Annotated in this window: 28 protein-coding genes and 2 pseudogenes; 15 read left to right on the top strand and 15 right to left on the bottom strand. The window is 70.9% G+C overall.

The window, feature by feature from the left end; translation table 11 throughout:
* Positions 1-82 precede the first annotated feature (82 nt).
* Both AAG688_RS05680 and AAG688_RS05675 read left to right on the top strand, forming a co-directional pair.
* Positions 83-829 (top strand): metallophosphoesterase family protein, encoded by a 747-nt coding sequence (locus AAG688_RS05680; protein ID WP_411834389.1) that lies wholly within the window; start codon positions 83-85, stop codon positions 827-829.
* A 2-nt stretch (positions 830-831) separates the two neighbouring features.
* Entirely contained in the window at positions 832-2,271 is a 1,440-nt protein-coding gene (locus AAG688_RS05675; protein WP_411834388.1) for a serine/threonine protein kinase, read from the top strand.
* Positions 2,272-2,573: 302 nt separating this feature from the next.
* On the opposite strand, the gene AAG688_RS05670 is transcribed toward AAG688_RS05675, so the two are convergent.
* Together AAG688_RS05670 and AAG688_RS05665 are read right to left on the bottom strand one after the other, a co-directional pair.
* Complete coding sequence (locus AAG688_RS05670; protein ID WP_411834387.1) at positions 2,574-3,335, bottom strand: DUF4349 domain-containing protein; 762 nt, start codon at positions 3,333-3,335, stop codon at positions 2,574-2,576.
* A gap of 59 nt (positions 3,336-3,394) precedes the next feature.
* Positions 3,395-3,742, bottom strand: coding sequence for a GFA family protein (locus AAG688_RS05665; protein WP_411834386.1), 348 nt, complete (start codon positions 3,740-3,742; stop codon positions 3,395-3,397).
* Positions 3,743-3,853: 111 nt separating this feature from the next.
* Here AAG688_RS05665 and AAG688_RS05660 point away from each other — a divergent pair, with 111 nt between their 5' ends.
* On the top strand, positions 3,854-5,662 hold the full coding sequence (locus AAG688_RS05660; RefSeq protein ID WP_411834385.1) for a DUF885 domain-containing protein: 1,809 nt from the start codon (positions 3,854-3,856) through the stop codon (positions 5,660-5,662).
* A gap of 46 nt (positions 5,663-5,708) precedes the next feature.
* Here the strand turns inward: AAG688_RS05660 and rraA are convergent, their stop codons facing one another.
* Positions 5,709-6,191: a ribonuclease E activity regulator RraA gene (gene rraA / locus AAG688_RS05655; protein WP_411834383.1), complete on the bottom strand. Its 483-nt coding sequence runs from the start codon at positions 6,189-6,191 to the stop codon at positions 5,709-5,711.
* A 133-nt stretch (positions 6,192-6,324) separates the two neighbouring features.
* Between rraA and AAG688_RS05650 the strand changes: the two genes are divergently transcribed.
* Together AAG688_RS05650 and AAG688_RS05645 are read left to right on the top strand one after the other, a co-directional pair.
* Positions 6,325-6,753 (top strand): VOC family protein, encoded by a 429-nt coding sequence (locus AAG688_RS05650; RefSeq protein ID WP_411834382.1) that lies wholly within the window; start codon positions 6,325-6,327, stop codon positions 6,751-6,753.
* Positions 6,731-7,645, top strand: a complete 915-nt coding sequence (locus tag AAG688_RS05645) for a DUF72 domain-containing protein (protein WP_411834381.1) — start codon at positions 6,731-6,733, stop codon at positions 7,643-7,645. The genes AAG688_RS05650 and AAG688_RS05645 overlap by 23 nt, the downstream gene beginning before the upstream one ends.
* 70 nt (positions 7,646-7,715) lie before the next feature.
* Here the strand turns inward: AAG688_RS05645 and AAG688_RS05640 are convergent, their stop codons facing one another.
* On the bottom strand, positions 7,716-9,017 hold the full coding sequence (locus AAG688_RS05640; RefSeq protein WP_411834380.1) for an MFS transporter: 1,302 nt from the start codon (positions 9,015-9,017) through the stop codon (positions 7,716-7,718).
* Positions 9,018-9,166: 149 nt separating this feature from the next.
* Here AAG688_RS05640 and AAG688_RS05635 point away from each other — a divergent pair, with 149 nt between their 5' ends.
* Positions 9,167-10,123 (top strand): DMT family transporter, encoded by a 957-nt coding sequence (locus tag AAG688_RS05635; protein ID WP_411834379.1) that lies wholly within the window; start codon positions 9,167-9,169, stop codon positions 10,121-10,123.
* Positions 10,124-10,145: 22 nt separating this feature from the next.
* Here the strand turns inward: AAG688_RS05635 and AAG688_RS05630 are convergent, their stop codons facing one another.
* The 7 genes and pseudogenes from AAG688_RS05630 to AAG688_RS05600 form a co-directional block, all read right to left on the bottom strand.
* Positions 10,146-10,568, bottom strand: a complete 423-nt coding sequence (locus AAG688_RS05630) for a universal stress protein (RefSeq protein WP_411834378.1) — start codon at positions 10,566-10,568, stop codon at positions 10,146-10,148.
* A gap of 150 nt (positions 10,569-10,718) precedes the next feature.
* Positions 10,719-11,438: a pseudouridine synthase gene (locus tag AAG688_RS05625; protein WP_411834377.1), complete on the bottom strand. Its 720-nt coding sequence runs from the start codon at positions 11,436-11,438 to the stop codon at positions 10,719-10,721.
* Complete coding sequence (locus AAG688_RS05620; RefSeq protein ID WP_411834376.1) at positions 11,435-13,798, bottom strand: putative bifunctional diguanylate cyclase/phosphodiesterase; 2,364 nt, start codon at positions 13,796-13,798, stop codon at positions 11,435-11,437. Before AAG688_RS05620 ends, AAG688_RS05625 begins: the two co-directional genes overlap by 4 nt.
* Before the next feature lie 199 nt (positions 13,799-13,997).
* Positions 13,998-14,315 (bottom strand): ArsR/SmtB family transcription factor, encoded by a 318-nt coding sequence (locus AAG688_RS05615; protein WP_411834375.1) that lies wholly within the window; start codon positions 14,313-14,315, stop codon positions 13,998-14,000.
* A 168-nt stretch (positions 14,316-14,483) separates the two neighbouring features.
* Positions 14,484-14,903 carry a hypothetical protein gene (locus AAG688_RS05610; protein ID WP_411834374.1) on the bottom strand — a complete coding sequence of 140 codons (420 nt, stop codon included), beginning with the start codon at positions 14,901-14,903 and terminating at the stop codon, positions 14,484-14,486.
* Positions 14,904-15,032: 129 nt separating this feature from the next.
* Positions 15,033-15,434, bottom strand: a pseudogene (locus tag AAG688_RS05605) (DbpA RNA binding domain-containing protein); the annotation flags it as partial.
* A gap of 194 nt (positions 15,435-15,628) precedes the next feature.
* Positions 15,629-16,955: pseudogene (locus tag AAG688_RS05600) on the bottom strand (DEAD/DEAH box helicase); the annotation flags it as partial.
* 207 nt (positions 16,956-17,162) lie between these two features.
* On the opposite strand from AAG688_RS05600, the gene AAG688_RS05595 reads away from it, so the two are divergent.
* The 5 genes from AAG688_RS05595 (at position 17,163) to AAG688_RS05575 (ending at position 20,969) form a co-directional block, all read left to right on the top strand.
* Positions 17,163-17,654: an RNA polymerase sigma factor gene (locus tag AAG688_RS05595; RefSeq protein WP_411834945.1), complete on the top strand. Its 492-nt coding sequence runs from the start codon at positions 17,163-17,165 to the stop codon at positions 17,652-17,654.
* Positions 17,655-17,682: 28 nt separating this feature from the next.
* A complete protein-coding gene (locus AAG688_RS05590; protein ID WP_411834373.1) occupies positions 17,683-18,327 on the top strand; it encodes a hypothetical protein in 645 nt (214 codons plus the stop codon).
* Positions 18,328-18,362: 35 nt separating this feature from the next.
* On the top strand, positions 18,363-18,581 hold the full coding sequence (locus AAG688_RS05585) for an RNA-binding S4 domain-containing protein (protein WP_411834372.1): 219 nt from the start codon (positions 18,363-18,365) through the stop codon (positions 18,579-18,581).
* Between the two features lie 79 nt (positions 18,582-18,660).
* The gene (locus AAG688_RS05580; RefSeq protein WP_411834371.1) at positions 18,661-19,215 is read left to right on the top strand and encodes a LemA family protein; all 555 of its coding nucleotides are present in this window, start codon (positions 18,661-18,663) and stop codon (positions 19,213-19,215) included.
* A complete protein-coding gene (locus tag AAG688_RS05575) occupies positions 19,212-20,969 on the top strand; it encodes a DUF2207 domain-containing protein (protein WP_411834370.1) in 1,758 nt (585 codons plus the stop codon). The genes AAG688_RS05580 and AAG688_RS05575 overlap by 4 nt, the downstream gene beginning before the upstream one ends.
* A gap of 59 nt (positions 20,970-21,028) precedes the next feature.
* Here the strand turns inward: AAG688_RS05575 and AAG688_RS05570 are convergent, their stop codons facing one another.
* The 3 genes from AAG688_RS05570 to AAG688_RS05560 form a co-directional block, all read right to left on the bottom strand.
* A complete protein-coding gene (locus AAG688_RS05570) occupies positions 21,029-22,126 on the bottom strand; it encodes a hypothetical protein (protein ID WP_411834369.1) in 1,098 nt (365 codons plus the stop codon).
* A gap of 81 nt (positions 22,127-22,207) precedes the next feature.
* Positions 22,208-22,597 carry an MAPEG family protein gene (locus AAG688_RS05565; protein ID WP_411834368.1) on the bottom strand — a complete coding sequence of 130 codons (390 nt, stop codon included), beginning with the start codon at positions 22,595-22,597 and terminating at the stop codon, positions 22,208-22,210.
* The gene (locus AAG688_RS05560; protein WP_411834367.1) at positions 22,597-23,019 is read right to left on the bottom strand and encodes an STAS/SEC14 domain-containing protein; all 423 of its coding nucleotides are present in this window, start codon (positions 23,017-23,019) and stop codon (positions 22,597-22,599) included. The genes AAG688_RS05565 and AAG688_RS05560 overlap by 1 nt, the downstream gene beginning before the upstream one ends.
* A 105-nt stretch (positions 23,020-23,124) precedes the next feature.
* Here AAG688_RS05560 and AAG688_RS05555 point away from each other — a divergent pair, with 105 nt between their 5' ends.
* A complete protein-coding gene (locus tag AAG688_RS05555; RefSeq protein WP_411834366.1) occupies positions 23,125-23,343 on the top strand; it encodes a hypothetical protein in 219 nt (72 codons plus the stop codon).
* Between the two features lie 115 nt (positions 23,344-23,458).
* Entirely contained in the window at positions 23,459-23,818 is a 360-nt protein-coding gene (locus AAG688_RS05550) for a DUF1428 domain-containing protein (RefSeq protein WP_411834365.1), read from the top strand.
* A gap of 61 nt (positions 23,819-23,879) precedes the next feature.
* On the opposite strand, the gene hutU is transcribed toward AAG688_RS05550, so the two are convergent.
* A complete protein-coding gene (gene hutU, locus AAG688_RS05545; protein ID WP_411834364.1) occupies positions 23,880-25,547 on the bottom strand; it encodes a urocanate hydratase in 1,668 nt (555 codons plus the stop codon).
* 94 nt (positions 25,548-25,641) lie between these two features.
* Here hutU and AAG688_RS05540 point away from each other — a divergent pair, with 94 nt between their 5' ends.
* Entirely contained in the window at positions 25,642-26,394 is a 753-nt protein-coding gene (locus AAG688_RS05540) for a ThuA domain-containing protein (RefSeq protein ID WP_411834363.1), read from the top strand.
* 152 nt (positions 26,395-26,546) lie between these two features.
* Positions 26,547-26,975: a VOC family protein gene (locus tag AAG688_RS05535; RefSeq protein ID WP_411834362.1), complete on the top strand. Its 429-nt coding sequence runs from the start codon at positions 26,547-26,549 to the stop codon at positions 26,973-26,975.
* Positions 26,976-26,989: the final 14 nt, after the last annotated feature.

Below are 26,989 nucleotides of genomic sequence, written 5' to 3'. Positions count from 1 at the left end.
GCGCGTCGCGAGGTGCGGCCGCGACTTTGGCCCAATGGCAATGCCCCGCCGGCGCGCCTAGCATGGCGACGGGAGGATCTCGATGCGTATCGGACTGCTGGCGGACCTGCATGCCAACCGCGAGGCGCTGGAAGCCTGCCTGAAGGCGCTGGCGCGGGCCGGCTGCACGCAGTACGTCTTTCTCGGCGACCTGGTCGGCTACGGCGCCGATCCGGGCTGGGTGGTCGATACGGTGCGCGCGCACGTCGAAGCCGGCGCGGTGGCGGTGCAGGGCAACCACGACGCCGCCATCGAGGATCCGGGCGCGAGCCGGATGCACGGGCAGGCGCAGGCCGCGATCGAGTGGACGCGCGCGCAACTGGACCCGTCGCAGCGCGCGTTCCTGCGCGACCTGCCGCTGCAGGTGCGGCACGAGGATCGCCTGTACGTGCACGCCAACGCCTGGGATCCGCCGGGCTGGGGCTACATCGGCAATCCGCTGGCCGCGCACCGCAGCCTGTCGGCGACGACGCAGTGGCTGACCTTCTGCGGCCACGTCCACGATCCGGCGCTGTACTTCACCGGCGCGGTGCCCGGCGAGGCCGCGCACTTCCAGCCGCTGTACGGCGTGCCGATCCCGCTGCTGCCCAGCCGGCGCTGGCTGGCCATCGTCGGCGCGTGCGGGCAGCCGCGCGACGGCAACCCGGCCGCCGCCTGCGCGTGGCTGGACACCGCGCGCAGGCAGCTCGCCTTCCTGCGCGTACCGTACGACCATGAGCGCGCGGCCGCCCGGATCCGCGCGGCCGGATTGCCCGACGCGCTCGCGCAGCGCCTGATCGACGGAGGCTGAAGATGCCGCGGAAACTCCAGGCGGGGATGCAACTGGGCGGTTTCACCCTGGTGGAGCCGCTGCACGAGGGCGGCATGGCCACGCTGTGGCGCGTCACCCATCCCGGGCACACGCTGCCGATGCTGATGAAGCTGCCGCGCATCGACTACGGCGAAACGGTCAACCAGGTGGTCGGCTTCGAGGTCGAGCGGATGCTGCTGCCGGTGCTGACCGGCCCGCACGTGCCGCGCTTCGTCGATGCCGGCGAGGACGACGACCAGCCGTGGCTGGTGATGGAGCACCTGGCCGGGCAGACGCTGCGGCCGCTGCTGGATCACGCGCCGATCGCCGCCGAGCGCGTGGCCGCGCTGGGCGCGATGGCCGCGCTCGCGCTGGACGACCTGCACCGCCAGCACGTCGTGCACCTGGACATCAAGCCGAGCAACCTGCTGCTGCACGCGGCGGAGGGCGGCGGCAGGCGCATCGTGCTGATCGACTTCGGCCTGTCGCGGCACGCGCACCTGCCGGACCTGCTGGCCGAGCAGTTCCACGTGCCGATGGGTACCGCGCCGTACATCGCGCCCGAGCAGATCCTCGGCATCCGCAGCGATCCGCGCAGCGACCTGTTCGCGCTCGGGGTCACCCTGTACCACCTGGCGACCGGGCAGCGGCCGTTCGGCTTCCCCGGCAGCGTGCGCGGGCTCAAGCGCCGCTTCTACCAGGATCCCGCGCCGCCGCGCGCCCTGAATCCGGATCTGCCGCGCTGGTTGCAGGAAATCGTGCTGCGCTGCCTGGAGGTGGATCCGGACGCGCGCCATCCCACCGCCGCGCAACTGGCCTTCGACCTGCTCAACCCCGAGCAGGTGCGGCTGACCGAGCGCGCCGAGCGCAGCCAGCGCAGCGGCGCGCTGGCCACGACCCGGCGCTGGTGGAAATCCATCGGCATCGAGCCTTCCGACCTGAAGGCCAGGGCCGCCGCCCCGCTGCGCGCGCCGCTGATCATGGTCGCCGTCGACCTGAAGCACGCCGACCTGTCTCTCAACCAGACGCTGAAGGAAACCGTGCAAAGCATCGTCGCCGCCGCGCCCGGCGCGCGCCTGGCCTGCGTGACGGTGATGCGCACCGCGCGCATCGGCATGGACAGCAACCTCGACGCCGACGGCCGCAACCGCCACGTCAAGCGGCTGGTCGGCCTGCGCGACTGGGCGCGCGCGCTGGACCTGCCGGACCACCGCATCACCTTCCACGTGCTGGAATCGGCGGACGTGGCCGACGCGCTGATCGACTACGCGCGCAGCAACGCCATCGACCACCTGATCATGGGCGCGCGCGGCATCACCGGCGTGCGCCGGCTGCTCGGCAGCGTATCGGCCAAGGTGATCGCCGAGGCCAACTGCACCGCCACCGTCGTGCGCGCCCGCACGCGCGCCGACGAGGACGGGCCGGCATCGCGCGGGGGATGAGGCCGCGACCTCCCCTGCCGGCATTCCCGTCCATACGGGGATTTCTCGGCGAATCCTCTTGTACTCGTCACTCCCAGGCGCCTGCCGCCGCTCAGGCGGGACGGGAACCCGGCGCCTTTGCCTTCATGAAGCGCTTGTCCATGCGTCCGTGCCGCTGAGGCAAGGTGCGGGCCACCGGCATGGCGGGGAGCCGAGCAAGCTCGGCTCTACGCGCCCGGATGCGGGAAGCGGCCCTGGCACTGGCATGACCCGCTACACCGCATCGCAATGGCCCAGGCCTGCGGGAAAGTGCATGGCACGCCCTAGGACCTGCGGCGGCGCAGCCGTCGCCATGCCGTCAGCGCGATCGCGAACACCGCCAGCAGCGGCAGCAGGAACGCGATCGCGCGGATGGTCCAGGCGGTGCCGATGGACAGGGTGGCGACGAAGTCGCGCACGGCCTGGCGGATCTCGCCGCGGCCGCTCTGCCCGCCGGGCGGCTGGAAATGCAGCGTCAGCCGCTGGGTGTCGATGCGCCGGCGATGCTGCGCCGCCTCCTGCTGCGCGCCCTGCAACTGCGCCTCGACCTGCGCCAGCTGCTGCGACAGCGCGATCATGTCGGCCACCGTCAGGTCGCGACGCTGCTGGAACTCGAGCAGCCGCGCCTGTTCCTTCTCCAGCCGCGAGCGCAGCAGGTCGTTGTCGCGCACCGCCTGCGCCAGATCCTCGGCGTGGGTGTTGCGGCTGCCGATCTCGGCGCCGGCGCTGGCCTGGGCGATCAGCGGTTCCACCCCGGCCGGCGCGATCCGCACGATCAGGCGGGCGCTCGGGTGATCGCCGCCCTGCTGGCTGACGCCCAGCACGCTGCAATCGCCGAACTGGCCGCGCGCGCAGCTTTCCTGCGCCGCGCGCAGCCGCTGCGGGATCTGCGCGGCCGCCAGCGCGATGTGCACGTCGTGCTCGTAGGCCAGGAAGGCGCCTTCCGGCGACGCGAGCGATGCGTCGGCGGCGGCGGCCGCGCCGGAATGGCCCTGTCCGTGCTTCGCGCAGGCCGGTAGCAATCCCGCCAGCAGCAGCGCCGCCATCGCCCGCTTCCATGTGCCCATCCTGCTGCCTCGCGCGTGCGGGTCCGGGGTCGATGCGTTCAGAAGCTCGCTCCGTCGATCTGCGTGATCTTCAGCTGCGCCAGATCCAGCGCGGGCAGGCAGCGCACGTTGATCGCCGCCATCTTCCCGCCCTGCGGGTGCTGGCCCTCGCTGTAGGGCGCGATGCCGCACTGGGCGCAGAAATGATGCTGGATGCCGTGCCGGTTGAAGGTGTAGGTCGCCACGTCCGCCTCCGGCGTCTTCAGCGTGAACGCGGCGTGCGGCGCGAACCACAGCAGGCCGCCGCGGCGCCTGCACATCGAGCAGTTGCAGTCGTAGACCTCGTCGATGTCGCCCTCGACCTCGAACGCGATGCGGCCGCAGTGACAGCTTCCCTCATGCTTCATGTCGCGTCTCCCTCGGAATGCCGGCCAAGAATAATCCAATGGCAGATGCGCGGCGACCGGCTTGCGCCTAAGCTTGGCGCCCCTTCATTGCTGCACAGCAACGAGAATCCCATGCGCCACAGCCTGCTCGCCCTCGCCCTGCTGACCTCGCTCGCCGCCTGCCAGAAGGCCGACGGCCCGACCCCGCCGGCCGCTTCCGGCAACGCCGCATCGCAGGCCGCCAGCGCCGCCGACGCGCAGTTCGCCGACCTGTCCAGGCGCGCGCTGGAAGGCTCGCTGCAGCTGTCGCCGATCGGCGCCACCCAGATCGGCGAGCACCGCTACGACGGCGAGATCGACGATCTCAGCGCCGCCGGCCTGCAGAAGGGCGTGGAATTCGCGCAACGGATCCTGGCCGATCTGGACAAGCTCGACGCCGCGCAGCTGTCGCGCGAGAACCAGGTCGACGCGGCGATCCTGCGCAACCAGTTGCGCTACGACCTGTGGACCGCAGAGACGCTGCAATCGTGGGCCTGGGATCCGCAGTACTACAGCGGCCTGGCCGGCGGCGCGCTGTACGGGCTGATGGCGCGCGAGTTCGCGCCGCTGCCCGATCGCCTGCGCTCGGCCACCGCGCGCATGCAGAAGCTGCCGGCGCTGCTGGCGCAGGCGCGCGAGAACCTGGATCCGGCGCGCGTGCCGAAGGTGCACGCCGAGACCGTGGCCCGGCAGAACGCCGGCATCCTGAGCATCGTCGAGACCTTCATCGCGCCGAACCTGGGCGAACTGCCCGAGGCCGACCGCCAGCAGGCCGAGGCCGCCATCGCCGGGCTCAAGACCGCCGTGGCCGAGCACCAGGCGTGGCTGGACAAGACCCTGGTGCCCAACGCCAAGGGCGACTACCGCATCGGCGCCGAACTGTACGACCAGAAATTGCAGTTCGCGCTGCTGTCGTCGCTGTCGCGCGCCGACATCAAGCAGCGCGCCGAGGCCGAGATCGCCCGCGTGCGCGAGAAGATGTACGGCATCGCCCGCGGCGTGCTGGCCGATCGCCCCGGCGCGCCGGCGCTGCCCGATGCGCCGACGCCGGGACAGCAGCAGGCCGCCATCGAGGCGGCGCTGGAACTGGCCTACGCCGAGAAGCCCGCGCGCGACAAGGTCGTCGCCGACGCCGAGGCGGCGCTGGCGCACGCCACCGAGTTCGTGCGCGAGAACGATCTGGTCACCCTGCCCGACGCGCCGGTGAAGATCATCCTGATGCCGGAGTTCCAGCGCGGCGTGGCGGTGGCCTATTGCGATTCGCCCGGCCCGCTGGACAAGGGCCTGGAGACCTTCTACGCGGTCTCGCCGATTCCCGACGACTGGAACGCGCAGCAGGTCGATTCGTTCCTGCGCGAGTACAACAGCCGCATGATCCACCTGCTGTCGATCCACGAGGGCACGCCGGGCCACTACCTGGAAGGCTGGCACTCGGCCAAGTTCCCCTCGACGCTGCGCGCGGTGCTGCGCTCGGGCATGTTCGCCGAGGGCTGGGCGGTGTACACCGAGAAGATGATGACCGACGCCGGCTACCTGGACCGGGATCCGCTGTTCGAGCTGGTACAGCTGAAGTTCTACCTGCGCGCGGTCGCCAACGCGATCCTCGACCAGGGCGTGCACGTGGACAACTGGACGCGCGATCAGGCGATGGACCTGATGGTGCGGCAGACCTTCCAGCAGGAGCGCGAGGCGGCCGGCAAGTGGACGCGCGCGCAGCTGACCTCGGCGCAGTTGCCGACCTACTTCGTCGGCGCGCAGGAACACTTCGACATGCGCAAGGCGGTGGAGGAGAAGCAGGGCGCGGACTTCAACCTCAAGGCCTACCACGACCGCGTGCTGTCCTACGGCGCGCCGCCGGTGCGCTTCGTGCGCCAGCTGATGCTGGACGAGCCGATCCGGTAAGCGGAGGTTTCCCTTCCTCCGCTTGCGGGGGAAGGGAAAGCATCGGTCACGACACCGGCAACGCCTCCTGCGACACCACGATGCCGTTGCCGTCCGCATACAGCCACTGCCCCGGCGCGAACACCACGCCGGCGAAGGCCACTGTCACGTCCGCCTCGCCCAGCCCGCGCTTCTCGGTCTTCATCGGGCAGGCGGCCAGCGCGTGCACGCCCAGCGGCAGCGCCGCCAGCGCCTCGACGTCGCGCACGCAACCGTGGATGACGAAGCCGGCCCAGCCGTTCTTCACCGCGCTGGCCGCGATCTGATCGCCGAGCAGCGCGCGCTTCAGCGAACCGCCACCGTCGACCACCATCACCCGGCCGTCGCCGGGCATTCCGGCCAGTTCGCGCACGCGGGAATTGTCCTCGTGGCAGCGCACGGTGGCGATGCGGCCGCAGAACGCGGTCCGTCCGCCGAAGCTGCGCAGCAGCGGCTCGGCCACCGCCAGCTGCGGATGCGCGTCGCACAGGTCGGGCGTGGTCCACGGCATCGTCGTCTCCCAGGGATGGTCTGCCGCCGATGGTAGCGCGGCGCCGGCGCCTCCCGCTCCCGGATGCCGGCTTCACATCGCCCGAACCCCCGCCGCCGAATATTTTGCGATTCCGTCCCAGCCCCTCGCCGCGATGAAGCTTGCCGCCGACACCACCTCCACCATCATCCCCTGCCTGCGCTACCGCAACGCGCACGTGGCGATCGAATGGCTGTGCGATGCCTTCGGCTTCGAGCGCCACGCGGTGTACGCCGAGGGAGACGTCGTCCACCACGCCCAGCTCACCTTCGGCAACGGCATGATCATGCTCGGCTCGGCCGAGGCCGGGGGTGAATGGGGCGAGCAGATCGTGCAGCCGGCCGACATCGGCCTGCGCCAGACGCAAAGTCCCTGCGTCATCGTCGGCGACACCGACGCGCACTACGCGCGCGCCAAGGCGGCCGGCGCAACCATCGTGCAGGACATCGCCGACCAGGGCTACGGCGGACGCGGGTATTCTTGCCGCGACCTGGAAGGACACCTGTGGTGGTTCGGCAGCTATGACCCGTGGAAAGCGCAGTAACGATGGCGGTACCGGCAGCGGCGATCTGTTCGGCGCGGCCACGATCAAGGGCGATGCGCCCATCGAAGCCACCGCCGACCACGCGCTGGCCGCGCTGCGGCGCATCCGTGTGGGCGTCGGCGGCTGGACCTTCGCGCCCTGGCGCGACAATTTCTATCCGGCCGGCCTGCCGCAGCGGCGCGAGCTGGAGTACGCCAGCCGCCAGCTGACCGCCATCGAGATCAACGGCACCTGGTACGGCGCGCAGAAGCCGGCCACGTACGCGAAGTGGCGCGACGAGACGCCGGAAGGCTTCGTGTTCTCGGCCAAGGCGCCGAAGCGGATCATGCAGTCGCGCTCGCTGGCCTCGGTACGCTCGCAGGTCGAGGATTTCGTCGGCGGCATCGCCGAACTGGGCGACCGGCTCGGCCCGCTGGTGTGGCAGTTCGAGAAGGGCCAGCGCATCGCGCGGGACGAACTGGAAGGATTCATCGGCGCGCTGCCGGCCGCGCACGGAGATCTGAGGCTGCGGCATGCGCTGGAACTGCGCGATCCCGCGCTGGTCGATGCGGACCTGGTGCGGATGCTGCGCCGCCACCGCATGGCCGCGGTGTTCACCGATTCGGAAGAGCACCCTTCCTTCGCCGACGTCACCGGCGATTTCATCTATGCCCGGCTGATGCGCTCGCAACCGGGCATCGCCACCGGCTATGCGCCGCAGGATCTCGCGCGCTGGGCCGGATGCGCGCGGCGCTGGGCCAGCGGCGAGGATCCGCCGGAACTCCCGCACGTCGGTGCAGCGCAGGCCAACGGCGCGCCGCGCGAGGTGTTCGTCTACTTCATCAGCGCGGCGAAGGAGCGCAATCCGGCGGCGGCGATGGCGCTGGTGCGCGAGCTCGCGGAAGTCACCTGAACGGCACGAAGACCACGCCACGCCCGGTGCGCATCGACTTCCATCCTGCCCGTCTCCGCGGTGTGGCCGGTCAGCGCGCCGGATGCCGCGCCACCTTCAGGTAGATCGCGACGCCGATGCTGACCAGCGCCGTCAGCGTGACGTAGTGCGCCGGCGCCGCGCCGCCCAGCGCCGGCGCCAGCCAGCCCAGCAGCGGCGGCGTCAGCCCGCCGAACACCGCGTAGGCGATGTTGTAGGAGAACGACAACCCTGAGAACCGGATCGCCGGCGGGAACGACCTCACCATCAGCGCCGGCACCACTCCGACCACGCCGCAGAAGAAACCGGCCAGTGCGTACAGCGGTAGGAACCATTGCGGTTCGCCCGCGGCCAGGCAGGCGTACAGCGCCTGCGTGCACAGGGCCAGGCCCAGCGATCCGGCCAGCAGCGCGTTGGCCGCGCCGAAGCGATCCACCGCCAGCCCGAACGCCAGGCAGCCGGCGACCAGGCAGCCGGTGGCGATGCTGTTGCCCTGGAACGCCAGCGCCGCCGGCACGTCGAACGCGGCCTGGATCAGCGTCGGCGTCATCAGCACGACCACGACGATGGCGGCGGTGAGCTGCCACGACGCCAGCATCGACAGCGCCACCGCACCGCGGTGGTGGGCCAGCACCTCGCGCACCGGCAGCCGCCGCGACAGCGCCTTGCGCTCGCGCATCTCGGCGAACACCGGCGTCTCGTGCAGCCAGCGCCGCAGGTAGACGGCGAAGAAGCCGAACGCGCCGCCGATCAGGAACGGCCAGCGCCATACCCCGTCGAGCACCTGCGCCTGGCTGTAGTGGCCGTTGATCCAGGCCGCCAGCAGCGAGCCGATCAGGATGCCGAAGGTCAGACCCGCGGTCAGGCTGGCGCAGGCGAAGCCGATCCGCCGCGGCGGCACGTGCTCGGCGACGAACACCCACGCGCCGGGCACCTCGCCGCCAACCGCGATGCCCTGCACGATGCGCAGCGCCAGCAGCAGCACCGGCGCCAGCATGCCGATCTGCGCATGGGTCGGCAGCATGCCGATCAGCAGGGTCGGCACCGACATCAGGAACACGCTGAAGGTGAACATGCGCTTGCGGCCGACGAGATCGCCGAAATGCGCCATCACGATGCCGCCCAGCGGCCGCGCCAGGTAGCCGGCGGCGAAGATGCCGTAGACCTGCAACTGCGCCAGCCACGGCTCGGTCCCGGCCGGGAAGAACAGCAGGCTCAGGGTCCGGGTGAAGAACACGAACACCACGAAGTCGTAGAACTCCAGCGCGCCGCCCAGCGCGGACAGCGCCAGCGTCTTGCCGTCGCGGCGATCGAAGGGGCGCTGCGCGCCGGCCGCGTCCATCGATGGAATCATCCGCTCTTCCGCAGGCAATCGGGCATGGCGCGCGAACATCGCATGCCTTCCCGGCGCCGTCCACACCCGACGCCACGCGGCGCCCGGCACGCCGGCGGTTCACCCCCGTCCTCATGTACCGCCAAGGGAGCATGCGCGACAATACCGCCATGCCGATGACTCCCTCCCGCAAGGCCCTGCTGCAAATCCACTTCTGCGTCCTGCTGTGGGGCTTCACCGCCATCCTCGGCAAGCTGATCACGCTGCCGGCGCTGCCGCTGGTGTGGTGGCGCATGCTGCTGGTGGTGGCGACGCTGGCGCTGCTGCCTTCGGTGTGGCGCGGGCTGCGCGCGATGCCGCCGCGGCTGGCGCTGGCCTACGCCGGCATCGGCGCGCTGGTGGCGCTGCACTGGCTGACCTTCTACGGCGCGATCAAGCTGGCCAACGCCTCGGTCGCCGCCACCTGCATCGCGCTGGCGCCGGTGTTCACCGCGGTGGTCGAGCCTTGGCTGGTGCGGCGGCCGTTCTCCGCGCGCGAACTGGCCTTCGGCCTGGCGGTGCTGCCGGGCGTGGCGCTGGTGGTCGGCGGCGTGCCGGACGGCATGCGCGCCGGCGTCGTCGTCGGCGCGCTGTCGGCGCTGTTCGTGGCGCTGTTCGGCTCGCTCAACAAGCGGTTGGTCGAGCACGGCGACCCGCTGACCGTCACCGCGCTGGAACTGGGCGCCGGCACCCTGCTGCTGACCCTGCTGGCGCCGGCGATGCCGCTGCTGTTCCCGGCCTTCGCCGGCGAGCTGTGGGTGCTGCCGGACGCCAGGAACGGCGCCCTGCTGCTGGGCCTGGCGCTGCTGTGCACGCTGCTGCCGTTCGCGCTGTCGCTGGTGGCCTTGCGCCATCTCAGCGCCTACCAGGTGCAGCTGATCACCAACCTGGAACCGGTCTACGCAATCGTGCTGGCGATGCTGCTGCTGGGCGAGCAGCGCGAACTGACCCCGCTGTTCTACGCCGGCGTGGCGATCATCCTGGCCGCGGTGTTCGTGCAGCCGCTGCTGGATCGCCGCCGGCCGCGCGGCGGCGTGCACCATCCCGAGGTGCTGGGCACCTCGGAAGCCAAGGGCGTGGTCGACTGAGCGCGGCCGCGATGCCCGCTCCTCAGCGCGCGATGACCACCGGGATCGGGCTGGTGCCGACCACCTTCTGCGCGACCGAACCGATGAACAGGCTCTTCAGCGCGCCGCGGCCGTGCGACCCCATCACGATCAGGTCGGCCTTGCCGGACTGCGCCTGCTTGACGATGGTCTCGGCGATCTCGCCGACCTCGATGCACTCCTCGAACGACAGGCGCGCGCGCTTGAGCGCGGTGCGGGCCTTCTTCAGCGCATAGTCGCCGTTCTCGGCGTGGTAGCGCGCCACCCCTTCGCTGCCCAGCGCGGCGGCGGCCTGCTTGAACAGCGGCAGGTCCACGTACAGCAGGGTCAGCTTCGGTGCGTCCTTGAGCGACTTGCTCAGCGCCACCACGTAGCGCACGGCCGCCATGCCGATGTCGCTGCCATCGACCGCCAACAGAATCTTCATCGTGTCGTCCTCCGGGGAACTGGTACGGCGACCATATCGCCATGATGGAAACTAGCCCGCGCCGGCCATGCCGGCCTTGATCGGAATCAACCGGCTCCGGCGCGCGCTGCGCCGCGACAGGTTACACGCAGGCAGGGCGGATGCGCACGGCTACCATTCCTCCTGCTGCGGCAGCAGGCCGCGCAGCTCCTGGTCGGTCAGGTTGCGCCAGCGTCCCGGCTTGAGGTCGCCCAGGCGCACGTTGTCGATGCGCACGCGCCGCAGCTGGGTGACGCGGTAGTCGAACGCGGCGGCCATCAGCCGGATCTGCCGGTTGAGCCCCTGCGTCAGCACGATGCCGAAGCCGAACCTGGCGATGCGCCGGGTCCGGCACGGCAGCGTCGTCTGCCCGTGCACGCGCACGCCGCGCGCCATGCCGCGCAGGAACTCGTCGGTGACCGGCTTGTTGACCGCGACCAGGTACTCCTTCTCGTGGCGGTTCTCGGCGCGCAGGATCCGGTTGACGATGTCGCCGTTGCTGGTCAGCAGGATCAGCCCCTCGGAGTCCTTGTCCAGCCGGCCGATCGGGAAGATGCGCTGCTCGTGGCCGACGAAGTCGACGATGTTGCCCTTGACTGCCTGCTCGGTGGTGCAGGTGACGCCGACCGGCTTATTGAGCGCGATGTAGACGTGCCGGCGCTTGCCGGGCCTGGCTTCGCGCTTGCGCAGCGGCTGGCCGTCCACGCGCACCTCGTCGCCCTCGCCGACCACCGCGCCGACCCCGGCCGGCTGCCCGTTGACGGTGACGCGGCGCTCGGCGATCAGGCGGTCGGCCTCGCGGCGCGAGCAGTGTCCGGTTTCGGCGATGTGCTTGTTGAGGCGGGTGGTCATGCCGACATTATCGGCGATCCCGCCCTGTCCTCCGCTGCCCCCGCCGCCACCGGCGCCCATGCGCCGATCAATTCGGCCAGCGGACAGGGCGCGTGCAGCGCGTAGCCCTGCACGTAGTCGACGCCGACCTCGGCCAGCCGGGCCATCGCCGCCTCGGTCTCCACCCATTCGGCGATGGTGGTCTTGCCCAGCGCGCGGCCGACCTGGACCATCGAGCGCACCAGCGCCAGGTCGACGTCGTCCTTGTCCAGGTCGCGCACGAACGCGCCGTCGATCTTGAGGATGTCCACCGGCAGGCTCTTCAGGTAGCCGAACGAGGACAGGCCGCTGCCGAAATCGTCCAGCGCGATGCGGCAGCCGCGCGCGCGCATCTGGTCGATGAACACGCGCGCATCGGCCAGGTTGGCGATGACCGCGGTCTCGGTGATCTCGAAGCAGATCCTGCGCGCCAGCGCCGGCCGCGCATCCAGCATCTCGCAGGCGTGCTCGCGGAAGGCGGGATCGGCGATGGACTGCGCCGACAGGTTGATGTGGCACAGGTCCAGATCGGCCAGATGGTCGTGCTGGCCGCCGATCTGCGCCAGCACCGAGGCCAGCACGTGGCGATCCAGCGCCGGCGCCTGGCCGTAGCGCTCCATCGCCGGCAGGAAGAAGCCGGGCGGGACCACCTGCCCTTCCTCGCCGGCCAGGCGCACCAGGATCTCGTACTGCAACCGGTTCTCGCCGCGCAGCGACTGGATCCGCTGGGCATAGAGCAGCAACCGGTCCTCGGCTATCGCCAGCTGCGTCTGCGCCACCCATTCCAGTTCGTTGCGCCGGCGCGCGATGGCGCGATCGGCGTCGCGGTAGCAGCGCACGCGGTTGCGCCCCTCCTCCTTGGCCAGGTAGCAGGCGGTGTCGGCGGCGCGCAGCAGGCTGTCGGTATCGACCGCATCGACGTTGATCTCGGCCACGCCGATGCTGCAGCCCAGCGGGAAACGGCGCCCGCCCCAGTGGAAGGTCGACTCGCCCAGGATGGCGTGCAGGCGCTGCGCCGCGCGCTCGGCATCGTCCAGCCCCGCGCCTTGCAGGAAAATCGCGAATTCGTCGCCACCCAGCCGCCCCACCCAGTCGCCGTCGCGCAACTGCTTGTCGAGGGTGGCGGAGAACTCGCGCAGGAAATGGTCGCCGGCGGCATGGCCGCAGGTGTCGTTGAGCACCTTGAACTGGTCGAGATCGACGAAGCACAGCGCATGCGGCCCGGCGCCGCGATGGACCGCATGGATGGCCTGCACCAGCCGCCGCTCGATCTCGCGGCGGTTGATCAGCCCGGTCAGTTCGTCGTGGCTGGCCTGGTGGGCAATCTCGTCGGCCAGTTCGCGCGCCTGCGAGACGTCCTCCACCACGACGAAGATGCGATCGCTGCCGGGGCGCACGTCGACGATCATCGACGCCGTCCAGCGCACCCACAGCAGGCCGCCATCGCGGTGGCGCAGGCGGCGATCGCCGGGCTCGCACATGCGTATCCAGTCGATGTCGCCCTGCCCGTCCAGGCAGAGATCGTCGGGATGCAGCAGATCGGCCAGGCGCAGCGCCAGCAACTGGTCGGGCCGGTAGCCGAGCAGCCGCGCGAACGCCTCGTTGACGCGGCGCAGCCGGCCCTCGCGATCGAGCTTGAGCATGCCGACCACGGCCTGGCTGAACGCGACGCGGAACTCGCTCTCGGTCTCGCGCACGTGGCGCAGCGTCCTGCGCATCAGCATCAGCGCGTACATCGTCATCATCACGAAGACGGTCAGGCTCAGCGCCACCAGTCCCTGGCGCAGGCGATGCGTGCCCTCGACCAGCGGCTCCAGGAACGCGCTGCCGTGCGACTGCCCCTCGATCCGCCGCAGCGCCGCGCGGTACTCGTCGCGGCGCGCGGCGGTGAGCCGGTGCAGGCGGCTGTCCTCCTCGATGCGATCGATCAGCGCGGCCATCTCCAGGATGACCCGGTCGGCGAGCCGCCATTGCTCGATCGCCTCGCTGAAATAGGGCGCGCGCGCGAACAGCCGGTGCATCCAGATCAGGCGTTCGATGTCGCCCGGTGCATTGCCGCCCTGCAGGAAGCCCGCCCGCGCCGCGGCCGTGTCGACGGGATCCCGCTCCAGCGCCAGCCGCGCCTGGCGATCGCCCAGCGGGACGCGCAGGGCCTCGCGGGCACGCGCCAGCGCGACCGCATCGTCGTCGACGAGGTAGCGATCCAGGTCGTGCAGCGCGCGCTGCTGGGCCTTGGACCAGTGGTTCTCGCCGACGATGTAGGCGGTCGCGCTGGCCTGTATCTCCAGCACCGCCACGGTCATCAGCGCGCCCAGGGCGCATACGAGCAGGAACAGTCCCACCCGCCGAGACAGTTTGTCGATTCTGGCCGTTCGCCGTTCGGCGCGCCGGCTATCGCCTGCTGATGCCACCTCGTCCCCCTGTTGGAGCAGTCCCGGCGACGCCCCCCGGCGTCGTCCGCCGCGCCGGCAGCGGCGGGCGGTCCTGTCCTGCATCGGATTATCGGCCCGGATGCGGGATTCTTCACCGGCGCCTGGAATGCTAGCCTGCGCCGGCCTTGCGGGCACGCCGCGATTCCCGCTTGAGCGGGCCGCCCACCGGGCAGATCTCGAATGCGAACTGGGTGAGCGTGTTGACCAGGCTGTCGGGAACCAGGCGGTAGACGACGAACTGGCCGCGACGCTCGCCAATCACCAGCCCGGCGTTTTCCAGCACCGCCAGGTGGCGCGAAACCGCGGGCGCGCTCATTTCAAAACGCGCCGCGATGTCCCCCGCCGGCAGTTCCTGTTCGGACAGATAGGCCAGGATTTGCCGGCGTGGAGCCGAGGCCAGGGCTTCAAAGATCTTGTCGGTACTCATGGGCGGTTGATGCGGTTTCCGGTCCGGCGATCGCGGTGGCGACCCTTCGCCGCCGCCGTGGAAAGACCGGCTGTCTTGGATACTAACGCAACCCGACCGATCCCATCGGGAACCTGGCCCCGACAGACATGCAGGCGCCGCCCCGCGGCGGGCGTGGCGGCCGCAGCGTCACTGCCCCTGCGGCGGCAACGGCGGAGGCATCGCGCCGTGGCCGGCCTGCTGGCCGCGCGCCCAGCCGGCCACGGTGCGTCCGTAGCGGGAAATCAGCAGCATGTTGAAGAAGTGCATGCCGCCCAGCACCAGCACCGACAGGCCGATCTTGCTGCCCACGTAGGGCACCAGCGAAACGATCGCCTTGTCCATGTCCCAGCCGTCCAGCCGCAGCGCGATGAAGCCGATGTTGATCAGGTAGAAGCCCACCACCAGCAGGTGGTTGGTGGACCTGGCCAGCGTGGTGTCCTGCCCGAAGCACTGGATCAGGAACACCTCGCCGTTGCGCGACAGCGTGGTGGCCACCCAGATCGTCATCGCGAGGGAGATGCCCAGGTACAGCCCATAGCCCAGGTGGAGAAGAAGGTCCGGCATCATCGCAGCTCCTTACGATTGGGTTGGTTTGTTAATTACATATTTAGCTATATTGTTAATCAATGGGCCGCAGGTCAACGCCCGGGCCGACCTCTGGTCGGTCCGGGGATTTCGGTGGTCGGGTCCACGGGCTCAGCGGCGTGGTTTGCCCGGGCCGTGCGGCGCGCGCGGCTTGAAGCCCGGCTTGCCGCCTGCGGGCTTGCCGCCTGCGGGCTTGCCACCGGGCTTGCCGCCTGGCTTGAAGCGGCGCGGCGCGGCGTCGCCGGCCTCGCCCTCGCCCAGCCGGTGGATGCGCAGCTGCTGGCCCGATACCCAGACCTTCTTCAGGTGGGCCAGCAGTTCGCGCGGCATGCCTTCGGGCAGGTCCAGCACGGTGTGATCGTCGTGGATGTCGATGCGGCCGATGTAGCGGCTCTCCAGCCCGGCCTCGTTGGCGATGGCGCCTACGATATTCGCCGGCTTGACGCCGTGCTGGTGGCCGACCTCGATGCGGTAGCTCTCCATGCCGACCTCGGGCTCGCCGCGCGGCGGCTTGTCGAAGCGCTTGCGGCCGCCGTCCGGCGGTTCGGCCTCGGTGCGCGCATGGGCATGGCGTTCGACATCGCGATCCCGCGGCGCGAAGCCTTCCTCGCGGCGCGGCCTTTCGGCGCGCGCGGGCCGGTCGGCGCGCGCCGGAGCCGGATGTTCCCGCCCAACCGCCTCGCGGCGCTCGCGCGGGCGATCCGCCGCCAGCAGCAGCGGCGTGTCGCCCTGCAGCAGCCGCGCCAGCGCGGCGGCGATCTCCACCGCCGGCACGTTGTGCTCCTGCTCGTAGGCCTCGATCAGCGCGCGGTACTGGCCAGCCTCGCCGCTGGCCAGAGTGTCGGTGATGCGGCCGAGGAACTTCGACACGCGACGGTCGTTGACCGCCTCGACGCTGGGCAGCTGCATCTCCTGGATCGGCTGGCGGGTGGCGCGCTCGATCGCGCGCAGCATGCCCTTTTCGCGCGGGGTGACGAACAGGATCGCCTCGCCGCTGCGGCCGGCGCGGCCGGTGCGGCCGATGCGGTGGACGTAGCTCTCGGTGTCGTAGGGGATGTCGTAGTTCAGCACGTGGCTGATGCGCTCCACGTCCAGCCCGCGCGCGGCCACGTCGGTGGCCACCAGCACGTCGAGCTTGCCGTCCTTGAGCTGGCCGATGGTCTTCTCGCGCTGGGCCTGCTGCATGTCGCCGTTGATCGCCGCCGCCGCCAGCCCGCGCGCCTGCAGCTTCTCGGCCAGCTCCTCGGTGGCCGCCTTGGTGCGCGAGAAGATGATCATCGCGTCGAACGGCTCGGCCTCGAGGATGCGGGTCAGCGCGTCGAGCTTGTGCATGCCGCTGACGAACCAGTAGCGCTGGCGGATGTTGGCCGAGGTGGTGGTCTTGGCCGCGATGGTGACCTCGGCCGGATCCTTCAGGTAGGTCTGGGCGATGCGGCGGATCTGCGCCGGCATGGTCGCCGAGAACAGCGCCACCTGGCGCGTCTCCGGGGTCTTCTTCAACACCGTCTCGACGTCGTCGATGAAGCCCATGCGCAGCATCTCGTCGGCCTCGTCCAGCACCAGCGTGGTCAGCCCGGACAAATCCAGCGAGCCGCGCTCCAGGTGATCGATGACGCGGCCGGGCGTGCCGACGATGACGTGCACGCCGCGCTTGAGCGCCTGCAGCTGCGGGTAGTAGCTCTGCCCGCCGTAGATCGGCAGCACGTGGAAGCCGGGGATCCTCGCCGCGTAGCGCTGGAACGCCTCGGCCACCTGGATGGCCAGCTCGCGGGTGGGCGCCAGCACCAGCACCTGCGGCCGGGACGCGTCCAGGTCCAGCCGCGACAGCAGCGGCAGGGCGAAGGCGGCGGTCTTGCCGGTGCCGGTCTGCGCGGTGCCGAGCACGTCGCGGCCGGCCAGCAGCGCGGGGATGGTGGCGGCCTGGATCGGCGAGGGCGACTCGTAGCCGACCTCGGCCACGGCCGCCATCACCGGCGCGGACAGGCCCAGATCGGCGAACAGCAGCGTCGAGGCGGGCGAGGTTTCTTCTGGCATGGGGGAACTCCGGGGGCGTCGCGGAGTGCGCACGCAGGCGGCGTATTGTGCGCCGTCGCGCCGTCGCTGTCGCGTCGAGGCCGGCGCGGCCGGGCCTGCGGCGGCCCGGCCAGGGTGCCGGGGCCGTGATTTTCTTCCCCCCGGCGCGAATCACCCCGGCATACGCACAATCGGCAGCCCAGCGCGATGATGGAAGACACCGCCAGCATGAGCCTCGACGACCGCCAGGACTTCGCCCGGCGCCTGCAGCAGCACCGCGGCATCGTCGTCAAGGTCGCCGCGACCTACGCCGGCAATCCCGACGATCGCGCCGACCTGGCGCAGGAGATCGCCGCGCAGCTGTGGCACGCCTACCCCAGATACGACCCGCAGCGGCCGTTCTCCACCTGGATGTACCGGATCGCGCTGAACGTGGCGATCTCGCACGTGCGCAGCGCCACCCGCGGCGCGCAGCCCGAATCCTGGGACGACGCCCGCCACGACATCGCCGATCCGCACGCGCACGACCACGAGACCCGCCAGCAGGTGGACCTGCTGTACCGCTTCATCCATGCGCAGCCGCCGCTGGACCGTGCCCTGCTGCTGCTCTACCTGGAAGACCACAGCTACCGCGAGATGGCCGACGTGCTGGGCCTGAGCGAGACCAACGTGGCGACCAAGATCAGCCGCCTCAAGCAGCGCGTCCGCACCGAACTCTGACCACGAAACCACCGACGGGAACGCACCCATGGAACTCGACGATCTGAAATCCGCCTGGCAGGCGCTGGGCGAACGGCTGGAGCGGCAGGAAGCCATCCAGTGGCAGCTGCTGCGCGACCGCAAGCTGGACAGGGTGCGCGCCAGCGTGCGCCCGCTGTTCTGGGGACAGGCGCTGCAGGCCGTCCTCGGCGCCGGCCTGCTGGCGCTGGGCCTGGCCTGCTGGGGTCGCAACGCCGACGTGCCCGGCCTGTTCGCCACCGGCATCGCCCTGCACGCCTTCGGCGTGATCACGATGGTGATGGCCTTCATCACCATGAGCCTGATCGGCAGCATGGACTACACCGCGCCGGTGCTGAGGATCCAGAAGCGCTTCGCCCTGCTGCGGCGCTTCCATGCCGCCAACGCGATGGTCTGCGGCGCGCCGTGGTGGATCATGTGGCTGCTGGTGGTCATCGGCTTCGCCGGGCTGGGCGACGTCGATCCCGCCGCCGGCACGCCGGCCTGGATCGCCTGGGGCTTCTTCATCGGCATCGCCGGCTTCCTGGGCACCGTGGCCTTCGTTTACTGGCGCAGCGTGCGCCGCCCGGCAGCCGGCGCGGGCTGGCAGGAGAGCGAAGGCATCCGCCGCGGCCGCGCCGTGCTGGACGAGATCGCCCGCTTCGAGCGCGAATGACGGCGGCCTCACGCCGCCGCGCTAGAATCGCCCGCATGCAGACCCTCGAATTCCAGCTGGAAGGCGACTACATCGAACTGCACCAGTTGCTCAAGGCCACCGGCATCGTCGACAGCGGCGGCGCCGGCAAGGCGCGGGTCGCCGCCGGCGAGGTCTCGGTGGACGGCGAACAGGAGCTGCGCAAGACCCGCAAGGTGCGCGCCGGCCAGACCGTGACCCTGCAGGACGTGCAGATCGTCGTGGTGGCCGGCTAGCTAGCGCGGCGCCCCGCCACCGTTGCCAAGCCGGCGCCGGCCGTGTTGATAATGCCGGCCGGGGCGGTGGAGGTTCGGCATGGCGGCAATGGCATCGGCGGTCATCCTGGCGCTGGCCCTGGCGTGGGCGCTGACGGCCTACAACCGGCTGGTGCGGCTGCGCAACCAGGTACGCACCGGCTGGGCCGACATCGACGTGCAGTTGCAGCGCCGCCACGACCTGGTGCCGCGGCTGGTCGAGGCGGTCCGCGCCTACGCCGCGCACGAGCGCGCCACCCTGGAGGCGGCCACGCAACTGCGCGAACGCGCGCTGGCGCTGCGCGCGCCGGCCGAACTGGGCGAGGTCGAATCGGCGCTGGAGCGCGCGCTCGGCCGCGTGTTCGCCCTGCAGGAGGCCTATCCCGAGCTGAAGGCCAGCGGCAACTTCGCGCAGTTGCAGCGCGACCTGGTCGCCGTCGAGGACACCCTGCAATACGCGCGGCGCTTCTACAACGGCGCGGTGCGCGACTACAACACCGCGCGCGAACGCATACCCGATGCAATCGTCGCGCGCATCGGCGCGTTCGCACCGGCCGGCTTCTTCCAGGCCGGCGAGGGGCAGCGCGCGGCGCTGGCGGTGGAGCCGGCGCGATGAGCGCGCGCAACGCCATGCGCCGCCTGTTCCAGGCACTGGCGCTGCTGCCACTGCTGGCCGGGTTGCCGCCGGCGGCGCAGGCGCAGGAGCGCATCCTGTCCTACGACAGCCTGGTCGAGCTGCACGCCGACGGCCACATGGACGTGACCGAGCGCATCGTCGTGCGCGCCGAGGGCGACCGGATCCGGCGCGGCCTCTACCGCGAGTTCCCCACCCGCTACCTGGACAGCCGCGGCAACCGCGTGATCATCGATTTCCGGGTGGTGGAGGTGCTGCGCGACGGCCTCCCGGAACCGTGGTTCACCGAGCGCCGCAGCAACGGGGTGGTCGTCAACACCGGCAACGACGACCTGCTGCCGGTGCCGGCCGACTACGCCTACACGCTGCGCTACCGCGTCAACCGCCAGGTCGGCTTCTTCGAGCGGCACGACGAGCTGTACTGGAACGCCATCGGCCACGGCTGGGTGTTCGACATCGAGAAGGCCAGCGTGCAGATCCGCCTGCCGCGGCCGGTGCCGGCCTCGTCCATGAGCGCCGACGCCTACACCGGCGCCTACGGCCGGCGCGAGACCGACTATTCCTTCAGCTTCCCCGAGCCCGGCCTGGCGCGCTGGCGACTGACCCGGCCGCTGCCGCCGCGGCACGGCATGACCGTGACCCTGTCCTTCCCCAAGGGCATCGTGGCCGAACCGACCCGCCGCCAGCAGCTGTTCTGGCTGCTCAAGGACAACCGCGGCATCCTGATCGCGCTGGCCGGCCTGCTGGTGCTGCTGGCCTTCTGCATCCTGCGCTGGCGGGCGGTCGGCCGCGACCCGCCGGCGCGCGCCATCGTCGCCCGCTACGAGCCGCCGCAGGGCTTCTCGCCGGCCGGACTGCGCTACATGCGCCGGATGTACGGCGACGCGCGCTGCCTCACCGCCGACCTGCTGGCGCTGGCGGTGTCGGGCAACCTGCGCATCCACCGCAACAAGGGCCTGCTCAAGGACGAATGGGTGCTGGAGAAGACCCACGCGCCCGGCGTGGTGCCCGAACCCGGCGAGCAGAAGCTGCTGATGTCCAAGCTGTTCACCGGCGGCGACGATCCGCGGCTGGTGCTGGGCAGCGGCAACGCCGCGCACTTGGCCGCGGTGCGGCAGGCGCACCTGCGCGCGCTGGAGCAACACTTCATCCCGGCCTACTTCAACCGCCACGGCGGCAGCGTGCTGGCGGCGGCGCTGATCGCCGCGGGCAGCCTGCTGGCCGCCTTCCTCGCCAGCGGCGGCGGTGGCGTCCCCATCATGATCGGCATTGCCGTGGCGATGGCCGCGACGGTGGTGGTCTTCGCCCTGCTGGTGCGCGCGCCGACCCCGGCCGGGCGCAGGCTGCTGGACGAGATCGAGGGGCTGCGCCTGTACCTGGGCGTGGCCGAGCGCGACGAACTGAAACGGCTGGAAGGCCCGCAGGCGCCGCCCATGCTCGACGCCCGGCGCTACGAGCAGCTGCTGCCCTACGCCGTCGCGCTGGACGTGGAGGACGCCTGGACCCGGAAGTTCACCGCGGCGGTGGGCGCGGCGGCGGCGGCGGCGGCCAGCGCCGGCATCGGCTGGTACCGCGGCGGCGGCGTGGTCGATCTCGGCAACCTCAGCAAGACCCTCGGCAGCAGCCTGACCTCGCAGATCGCCGCTTCCACCCAGCCGCCGGGCAGCGGTTCGGGCGCCGGCGGCGGCGGGTTCTCAGGCGGCGGCGGGGGTGGCGGAGGCGGCGGGGGACGCTGACCAGGCTTCCTCCGTCCCGCATCCGTACTGCGAACGGCGGGGAGAGGCGCCCGCGGCAATCAGGGCGCCGGCTGGCCGCTGCCGCCCGGCAGGGCCACCGGGGCCGCTTCGCCCATCGCCAGGCCGACGTCGAACTCGGCCATCGGGCTGTCGTCCGGGCACTGCACGTCGGGGAAGCCGAAGCGCTCGCGCAGCGCCAGCCCGCAGTTCTGGATGTCGTCCAACCCCGAGGAGGCGAGCGCGCACTGGCTGTCGAAGGCGAGTTGGAAATCGTCCTTGCGGCGCACGAAGCCCTCGCCGCAGCGGCGGGTGAGCTGGATGCGATCGAGATCGTCCTGCACCGCGTTGGCGCCCTGCAGGCCGTATTCCTGCAGTTCGGCGGCGGTGAGCAGGCGCAGCTTGCGGTTGGGCACGGTCATCATCAGGTCGGCCACCGTCACCGCCGCGCCGTTGCGCTCCAGGTAGTCCTTCAGCTGGGTGTAGACCTCGCGCAGTTCCTGGCTCAGTTCGGCCCGCGTGGAGGCGGTGGAATTGATCCGCATCATGCGGTGGATGCCGACCCGGCCGGCGATCAGCCGGTTGTCGCCGGCGGCCAGGATCAGCAGGCAGGAACTGTGGCAGATGGCGTCGTCGCGCACCCACAGCGTCCACTGGCTGGCGCCGATGATGTCGCCGGCGCGGATGGCGTTCTCGACCTGGCCGCCGCTGGAATCGATGTCGAGCACGCGGTTGCGGATTTCCATCCGGCTGGCGATGTTGGACAGGCGCTCCATCAGCGCGGTGAACTCGGCGTTGATCTTGCCGGTGTAGCGCAGGCGCAGCACGCCCTTGTCCTGGCACGGCTTGACCAGATCGGCCAGTTTCAGGAACTCCAGGCTGTCCAGCGCCTCGCCGTCGCCGTGCTCGGCGTAGTCCACCTCGCAACTGACGTGCGCCACCCCGGGCGTCATGCTGACCGGCGGCCAGTCGGTGGTCCTGGAAAGGTCCACCTTGCGCGGCGCCGGTTCGGTGCGGCCGCTGCTGATGGCGCCGTTGTCCTCGCTGCTGGTGGTCTCGACCTTGGGCGCGTCGGCCTCCACCGGCGCGGGCGCGGACGGGCGGCAGGCCGCCAGCATCAGGCACAGGGCCGGCAGCAGCCAGGGAAGGATGCGGTGCATGTCGTCGCGCAACTCGAAGAACGTGCGCCCAGTCTACGGCTTGCGCCGCCGCAACGGCGGAATCGGCGATGAACCGCGCCGCTAGAACAGGCCGCAGCCCACCTGGATCAGGCCCCAGGCCGAGATCGCCCAGACCAGCGATCGCAGGTACGGGATTCCGATGGCGTAGATCGGCAGGTAGGCCAGCCGTGCCCAGAAATAGATCTGCGCGCCGAGTGCGGTGTGCGCGTCGGCGCGGCCGGCCACCACCACCGCCAGCGCCACCGCGGCGAACAATGGGAAGGTTTCCAGGAAGTTGCGCTGCGCCCGTTCCAGCCGCCCGGCCATGCCGGCCAGCGGCGGCAGCGCCGCCTCGCGGTTGCCCGCGTTCCAGCGCAGGCCGCGCTGCGCGGTCGCCGCGCCGGCGGCCAGCAGGATGTGGGCCAGTCCCAGCGCCACGGCCCAGGCCAGCATCTGGATTTCGGTCGTCATCACGGCTCCGGGGGACGTGCAGCCGGGTCTTCGCCGCCGCCGGCTGCGTCCGCGTCGAAGTCGGCCGCCCACGCCATCGCCGCGGCCTCCTCGCCCGGCGCGAAGGCGCGCACCTCCGTGCGCGGCAGCAAGCGGCCGGCCAGTTCGCCGACCTGCCCCAGCCAGGGCTGGTCGGTCACGAATGCGGCGCGCGCGAAGCGCGAATACTCACCCAGCTTCCCGAACGCGTACTGGAAGTCCTTGCCTATCGCTTCCAGGCTCACCCCGGTCATGCCGGCGAGGTCGGCGTAGACGGCGATGCGCGGGTATTCGCGCAGGCGCGATTCGATCTGCGCGATGCAGGCGTCGTAGTCCTCGCCGTCCAGCCGGCCGGAAAAGCGGAAGGCCGCCAGGTAGGGCGGCGCCTGGATCGGTTCGATCACGTCGTTCTCCTTCGCCTCGACGGCCGCACCCTACGCCACGCCGCGTCGCCGCCGCGTCAATCGACGGCGGGCGTTCCGTCACGGCCGGTTGATGAGGGCGGGCGGATGCTGGAACTCCGGCACACCGAGAACGAGGCCATGCAGCACAACCCCAGACCGCAACCGGGCCCCGGTGAAATCCCCCACCCCGCCTACGATCCCACGCCCGACCAGCCCATCGATCCGGTCCCCGACCGCCCGATCGACCCGATGCCGGACCGCCCGCGCGACCCGGTCGAGCTGCCCGGCGATACGCCCGGAGAACCCGAACGCCGCACGCCCTGATCCGCGCGGGTTGCGGAAACGACGCGGTGCGCGCCACCGTGTCGATTTCCGCCCTGCCCGTCCGTCGCAGCAATGAAGGCGCCCTTCCGGCGTCATCCCCCTTCAGGAGATTCCCATGCCGTACATCGATGGTTTCGTGGCCGCCGTGCCGACCGCCAACAAGGAGAAGTTCATCGCCCACGCCAACAGCGGCGACTCGGTGTTCCTGGATCATGGCGCCACCCGCATCCTGGAATGCTGGGGCGACGACGTGCCCGACGGCACGCTGACCGACTTCCGCCGCGCCGTGCAGGCCAAGGAGGACGAGACGGTGGTGTTCTCGTGGATCGAATGGCCCGACAAGGCCACCCGCGACGCCGGCATGGCCAAGGCGATGGAGGATCCGCGCCTGAGCCCGGAAAACAACCCGATGCCCTTCGACGGCAAGCGGCTGATCTACGGCGGCTTCGCGCCGGTGGTCGAACTGCACCGATAGCGCGCGCAGTTCGTCCCGTTCAAGGCCGCCGCGGCAACGCGGCGGCCCGCAATGCCAATCTTCAGCCTGCCATCGGCAGCTTCAGGCCCTGCTCCCGTGCGCATTGTTGCGCGACCTCGTAGCCGGCATCGGCATGGCGCATCACGCCGGTGCCGGGATCGTTCCACAGCACCCGCGCGATGCGCTTGTCCGCCGCCTCGCTGCCGTCGCAGACGATGACCACGCCCGAGTGCTGCGAATAGCCCATGCCGACGCCGCCACCGTGGTGCAGCGACACCCAGGTGGCGCCGCCGGCGACGTTGAGCATCGCGTTGAGCAGCGGCCAGTCGCTGACCGCGTCGCTGCCGTCCTTCATCGACTCGGTCTCGCGGTTGGGCGAGGCGACGCTGCCGCTGTCGAGGTGGTCGCGGCCGATGACGATCGGCGCCTTCAGCTCGCCGCTGCGCACCATCTCGTTGAACGCCAGCCCCAGCTTGTGGCGCAGGCCCAGGCCGACCCAGCAGATGCGCGCCGGCAGGCCCTGGAAGCTGATGCGCTCGCGCGCCATGTCCAGCCAGCGGTGCAGGTGTTCGTCGTCCGGGATCAGTTCCTTGACCTTGGCGTCGGTCCTGTAGATGTCCTCCGGATCGCCGCTCAGCGCCACCCAGCGGAACGGGCCGATGCCGCGGCAGAACAGCGGGCGCACGTAGGCCGGCACGAAGCCGGGGAAGTCGAAGGCATTGGCGCAGCCCTCGTCCTTGGCCATCTGGCGGATGTTGTTGCCGTAGTCCACGGTCGGGATGCCGCGCGCGTGGAAGGCCAGCATCGCCTCCACGTGCACGCGCATCGACTTCTTGGCGGCGTCGCGCACCTTCTCCGGTTCGCTCTTCTGCGCGGCCAGCCACTGCTCCACCGTCCAGCCGATCGGCAGGTAGCCGTGCACCGGGTCGTGCGCGCTGGTCTGGTCGGTGACGCAGTCCGGGCGCACGCCGCGCCTGACCAGCTCGGGCAGGATTTCTGCCGCGTTGCCGAGCAGGGCGATGGACTTGGCTTCGCCCGCCTTCGTGTACCTGTCGATGCGCGCCAGCGCGTCGTCGAGATCGGCGGCCTGCTCGTCCACGTAGCGGGTGCGCAGGCGGAAGTCGATGCTGCTCTGCCTGCACTCGATGTTGAGGCTGCACGCGCCGGCCAGCGAGGCGGCCAGCGGCTGCGCGCCGCCCATGCCGCCGAGGCCGGCGGTGAGGATCCAGCGCCCCTTCAGGCTGCCGCCGTAGTGCTGGCGGCCCATCTCCACGAAGGTCTCGTAGGTGCCCTGCACGATGCCCTGGCTGCCGATGTAGATCCAGCTGCCGGCGGTCATCTGGCCGTACATCATCAGGCCCTTGCGATCCAGTTCGTTGAAGTGCTCCCAGGTCGCCCAGTGCGGCACCAGGTTGGAGTTGGCGATCAGCACGCGCGGCGCGTCGGCGTGGGTGGGGAAGATGCCGACCGGCTTGCCCGACTGCACCAGCAGGGTCTGGTCGTCCTCCAGCGCGCGCAGCGAGGCCAGGATGGCGTCGTAGCTCTCCCAGTCGCGCGCGGCGCGGCCGATGCCGCCGTAGACCACCAGGTCGGCGGGGCTCTCGGCCACCTCGGCATCCAGGTTGTTCTGGATCATCCGGTAGGCCGCCTCGGACAGCCAGGACTTGCAGGACAACTGGTTGCCGCGCGGCGCGCGGATGCTGCGGGAAGGATCGTGGCGGGTGGTCATGGCGGCTTCCGTAGGGATACGCGGCGATTATAAAAGCCGTGCCCGCCGCTGCGGCGCACAAGCCCGCGCCGGCCGATCGCGCTACGGTGCGCGCATGGACCTCAAGACACCCTTGGCCGCCGCCCTGCTCTGCGCCCTGGCGCTGCCACTGCGCGCGCCGGCCGCATCCGCACCGCCGCCGGCGCCGGTGGCCGACGACACCGCGCGCATCCTGATCTTCACCCGCACCGCGGGCTTCCGCCACGATTCGATCCCGAAGGCGGTGGCGACGCTGGAGGCGCTGGCCGCGCAGCAGTCGCTGCACGCCGACCACACCGAGGACGCCGCGGTATTCGCGCCCGAACGGCTGGCGCGCTATCGCGCGGTGGTGTTCGCCAGCACCACCGGCGACGTGCTGGACGCCGCCCAGCAGCGCGCGCTGGAGCAGTTCGTCCGCGCCGGCGGCGGCTTCGTCGGCGTGCACGCGGCCGCCGATACCGAGTACGGCTGGCCGTGGTACGGCGGTCTGGTCGGCGCGTGGTTCCGCAGCCACCCGCCGGGATTGCAGACCGCGCGGGTGAGGTTCGAGGACGGGCGTACGCCCGCGTGGACGGTCACCGACGAGCTCTACGACTACCGCGACAACCCGCGCCCGCGCGTGCGCGTCATCGCCACGGTGGACGAGCGCGACTACGAGGGCGGCACGATGGGCCACGATCATCCCATCGCCTGGTGCCACGCCTGGGACGGCGGCCGCAGCTGGTATACCGGCCTGGGCCACGATGCGGCGATCTACGATGATCCGCGCTTCCGCGCGCACCTGGCGCGCGGCCTGCGCCATGCCGCCGGGCTGGACGAGGACTGCTGACAGCCTGCGGCGCCGGGCCTGGCGGGACTCGCGACGCTCGCACGGTCCGCAACGGCCGTTACGACGTCAGGAACATCAGGCCGGGGTGAAGAAAGCCCGCCGGCGCGATGGTAAAACGCGCCGGTACTTCCCCCTTCGACAAGGAGCGAACGATGGAAACGCAGGAACTGCACCGCGGGCGGCTGATCGATCACATCCAGCTGGTGGTGCGCGATCTCGCCGCCAGCCGCGCGTTCTACGGGGCGGTGTTCGAGGCGCTGGAGATCCCGCTGGCCGGCGAAGGCGACGACTATTTCTGGGCCGACGAGCTCTTCGTCTCCACCGCCGCCAGCCAGGCCGCGCAGGGCGAACTGACTGGCCGCCACCACCTGGCCTTCCAGGCCCGCGACAAGGCGATGGTCGAGGCCTTCCACAAGGCCGCGCAGGCGCACGGCGGCAAGGACAACGGCGCGCCGGGCCAGCGACCCTACCATCCCGGCTACTACGCCGCCTTCGTGCTGGATCCGGACGGCAACAACATCGAGGCGGTGTACCACGGCCCGGCCAACCGCAGCGCGCCGTCGGTGAAGGTGACTTTCTAGGGCGTTTCCTTTGC

Origin of the sequence: Pseudoxanthomonas mexicana (genome assembly GCF_046736355.1) — a bacterium.
GTDB classification, from domain to species: domain Bacteria; phylum Pseudomonadota; class Gammaproteobacteria; order Xanthomonadales; family Xanthomonadaceae; genus Pseudoxanthomonas_A; species Pseudoxanthomonas_A mexicana_B.
The sequence above is the reverse complement of the archived record's forward strand: the minus strand, read 5'-3'. Positions and strand labels throughout refer to the sequence as shown.